The 3817-nt window shown below is 35.5% G+C and carries 3 protein-coding genes; all 3 read left to right on the top strand.

What is annotated here, in order from left to right; translation table 11 throughout:
- Window positions 1-393 precede the first annotated feature (393 nt).
- Window positions 394-1662, top strand: coding sequence for a DNA cytosine methyltransferase (locus G8O23_RS17070; protein ID WP_166367115.1), 1269 nt, complete (start codon window positions 394-396; stop codon window positions 1660-1662).
- Window positions 1663-1665: 3 nt separating this feature from the next.
- Window positions 1666-2745 (top strand): HpaII family restriction endonuclease, encoded by a 1080-nt coding sequence (locus G8O23_RS17065; RefSeq protein WP_166367113.1) that lies wholly within the window; start codon window positions 1666-1668, stop codon window positions 2743-2745.
- 505 nt (window positions 2746-3250) lie between these two features.
- Window positions 3251-3727, top strand: a complete 477-nt coding sequence (locus G8O23_RS17060) for a hypothetical protein (RefSeq protein ID WP_166367111.1) — start codon at window positions 3251-3253, stop codon at window positions 3725-3727.
- The last annotated feature ends 90 nt before the right edge of the window (window positions 3728-3817 follow it).

Raw genomic sequence — 3817 nt, 5'->3', positions numbered from 1 at the left:
AACAAGAGAAAATTAAAAACGTGCCACAACAAGGGGTGTAGCCAATGTGGGTTGACATTGGAACTTCGGAGCGGTTTCGCCCGCTCGGGCGTTTTCGTCGGGGGACGAAAACGTAACACGCACTCCCACACTGGTCACACCCCCAGCCGTTAGCCACAAGCGAAGAAAAACACACAGAATCAAAACGTTACTACAAAATTCGATGAAAAGAATATTGATAACAGAATAAAAATCCCACCGCACATTTGGCACATTTGCAAGCCTCCACCCACTGTCCGATGCTTCGGCTTGCAAAAGAGCCAAATTTTTGACAACCCGCACGAAAAAGATTATCTTTGTAAAGTGTAAACTTTTATATATCACTGATAATCTATTGATTGAAATAATAATATAATGAAGATTAAGGAAAAAATATCGTTTGAAGAGGTTCTTGGAACAACTTTTAAAATTAGAGTTGTTGAAGCTATTGACAATGGTAGAGCAGCCTTAACTCATTACATTCATAATCATACTAATGGAGTGTCAGGTTTTTATAAGAACGAGGCACTCTCTCATATAAAAAGAGCACTTGAAGTAAAATTTCCCAAAGAAAGTATTGATTACAATGCAGCTGAAAGCGCTTTGCAGTATATAATCACAGATTTTAAACAAGATATTCCATTTCCACCCCCAAAAGAGCATAAATTTACATTCATAGATTTATTTGCAGGTATTGGTGGATTTAGATTAGCAATGCAAAACCTTAAAGGAAAGTGCGTTTTTACTAGTGAATGGGACGAACAGGCAAAAAAAACTTATGAAGTAAACTTTGGAGAAGTTCCTTTTGGTGACATAACTAAAGAGGAAACCAAAAAATTTATCCCAGATAATTTTGATGTTCTCTGTGCAGGTTTTCCTTGTCAGGCATTTTCTATCGCAGGACGAAGAGGAGGTTTTGAAGACACAAGAGGAACCCTATTCTTTGACGTTGCTGAAATAATTAAAAAAAAGAAACCAAAAGCAATATTCCTAGAAAATGTTAAGGGTTTAGTAAGCCACGATAAGGGAAGAACCCTATCAACAATTCTTAATGTTTTGAGAAATGACTTGGGTTATAATGTAGCCGAACCAATGATTATTAATGCAAAAGAGTTTGGAGTTCCTCAAAATCGTGAAAGGATATACATTGTTGGTTTTCGTAAGGACATAAATGCAGAAAATTTTAGTTACCCTGAACCAACAGGAGAACCTATTACTTTTGCTGACATAAAAGAGAGAAAAGAAGTTTGTGTAAAATATTATTTATCAACACAATACTTACAAACTTTAATCAATCATAAGAAAAGGCACGAGGATAAAGGTAATGGCTTTGGTTATGAAATCATTCCAGATAATGGAATTGCGAATGCAATTGTTGTAGGCGGAATGGGAAGAGAGAGAAACCTAGTTTACGACTATAGATTGACTAATTTTAAACCCGTCACCAAAATAAAAGGGGAAGTAAACCGAGAGGGAATTAGAAAAATGACACCCCGTGAGTGGGCTAGATTGCAAGGTTTTCCTGATGAGTTTAAAATTCCTGTTGCTGACGCATCTGCATACAAACAATTTGGTAATTCAGTTGCAGTTCCTGCAATTCAAGCAACAGCAGAAAAATTATTACAAACTATTGGAATTAAGTAGAATATGCTAAAAGGAAATAAAGGCGAATGGAGTGAAGTATACACTCTTTTAAAAATTATTGCAGACAGAAATTTATTCGCAGGTGATGAAAACCTTAACAAAATTGAGAACTTAATTTTCCCAATAGTTAAGATACTTCGGGATGAATCAAATGGAACATTTGAATTTAGTTATGACAGTAACATTGTTGTGATTAAAGGGAATCAAGAGGTTTTCAAAATACCCGTAAATGTATTTCAAGAAAAAGCTCAGCATTTATTAGAACACATCAAAGAATCAAAATCTGCAACATTCAGTATTCCTGAGATTGAAATATTTATCAATTCATACAACAGCCATTCATTAAAAGCAAGTTCATCTGTAAAAAGTGACATTCGGGTTATCATTCACGATTTAAGAACAGGTGCAAATCCCGAATTAGGGTTTAGCATAAAATCACAATTGGGTGGAGCTTCAACTCTCTTGAATGCGGGAAAAACAACAAATTTTATTTACAGAATTGAGGGTGCAAAATTAAGCCAAGAGAAAATTGAGGAAATTAATTCGATTGATAATCGTAGCAAGATTAAAGACAGAATTGAAAAAATCAAAGAGAATAATGGTTCATTAAAATTCATCAAGACAGAGAGTTCAATATTTGGGAATAACTTAACCCTTATTGACAGTTCTTTATGTCCTATTCTATCCGAAATATTATATCACTTTTACACTTCAACTCATTCAAAAATGGTTGACTTGGTAAATGAAATATCTAAAAGGAATCCACTAAAATACGACCTAACAGCAAATCATCCATTTTATGAATACAAAATCAAAAGGTTCTTGACTGATATTGCGTTAGGAATGATGCCATCGAAAGTATGGACAGGAGTACTTGATGCAACGGGTGGATATTTGGTGGTAAAGGAAAGCGGGGATATTTTGTGCTACCACATTTACAACAGGAATGAATTCGAGAATTATCTTTTGAATAATACTAAACTTGAAACTGCAAGTAGCACAAGACACGGTTTTGGACGTATTTATGAATCTGATAATCAACAATATTTCAATCTGAATTTGCAGATAAGATTTATTAAATAAGTGCCTTTGAAAGCCAAGCACATTGGCTGTTCGCACAGGCTAACGCCTCAACCTAAAACAGCCAAAGAGCTTGTCTTGCCCACCCCAAGAAGAAACTGGAATTTTATAGCAAGTATTGAAGGAAAATTGACGAAAAGATTAATCGCCAGTGGCTAACAAGGGGTGTAACCAATTTGGGCTGAATGGGTTAGGCAATCGGGTCGGCACGCAGGGAGCTTCTTAACGGGGGATAAATCCCAAGCCCCGCTCTCCCAAACTGGTCACACCCCCAGCCGTTAGCAGCAAAATTAAAAAAAAAACAAACACGACACTAGTTGTCGTAGGTTGAACTTAATTTTGTTTATTAGAATAAGTTGATAAAATGAATTTATGAATTGACAAAAAAATTATTTTAAGAATACTCATTTTATAATGAAAGAAGAATAAACAACAGACAATAACAATATGAGACATATTACCCCCCCCTTTTTTTAACTAATTTTTTAAACTTTAAAACAAAATCGTTATGAAGAAATCTATTTTTTTAATTCTTGGCATTCTTTTAATATGTAACATTTCGAATGCCCAATATCGTGTAAACAAAACACAGTACGACCACAAAACCTATGTTTATCAAGTTGGTGACCCTTACAATCCAACTATTGCGGGTGTTGCTTCTTTTTTTGTACCTGGATTAGGTCAAATGATTTCTGGTGAAGGTGGCAGGGGTGTTGGATTTTTAGCTGGCTATGCTGGTTGTATTACGATATATTATGTTGGCGCTTTGAGAACAATTGATGACATTAATAGTGGGGGTGATGGTTCCAGTGGAGCAGGATTAATGTTAGTGGGACTTGGTAGTGCAGTTGGTGTAGGTATTTGGTCAATCGTTGATGCTGTCCGTGTTGCAAAAGTAAACAACCTTGCTTTTAGAGCACAGAATAAATCATCAATGAACTTTAAACTAGAACCATTTATTTTTAACGCTTCAACGATGGTTTAGCCCCCTATCAATCGGACTTTTGTATAGATGGTTAAACAAACATAAACATTCTTTTCTAACTTTGCAACGGCAAGGAACAACCGACGGCGA

The sequence above is a fragment of the Perlabentimonas gracilis genome (genome assembly GCF_011174675.1).
Lineage (GTDB): Bacteria > Bacteroidota > Bacteroidia > Bacteroidales > Tenuifilaceae > Perlabentimonas > Perlabentimonas gracilis.
This window is presented reverse-complemented; position numbering and strand designations above follow the sequence as displayed.

Bases quoted from the DNA above. Each gene is read 5' to 3' on its own strand.
- G8O23_RS17070 (WP_166367115.1), top strand. From the start codon at position 394: ATGAAGATTAAGGAAAAAATATCGTTTGAAGAGGTTCTTGGAACAACT.
- G8O23_RS17065 (WP_166367113.1), top strand. From the start codon at position 1,666: ATGCTAAAAGGAAATAAAGGCGAATGGAGTGAAGTATACACTCTTTTA.
- G8O23_RS17060 (WP_166367111.1), top strand. From the start codon at position 3,251: ATGAAGAAATCTATTTTTTTAATTCTTGGCATTCTTTTAATATGTAAC.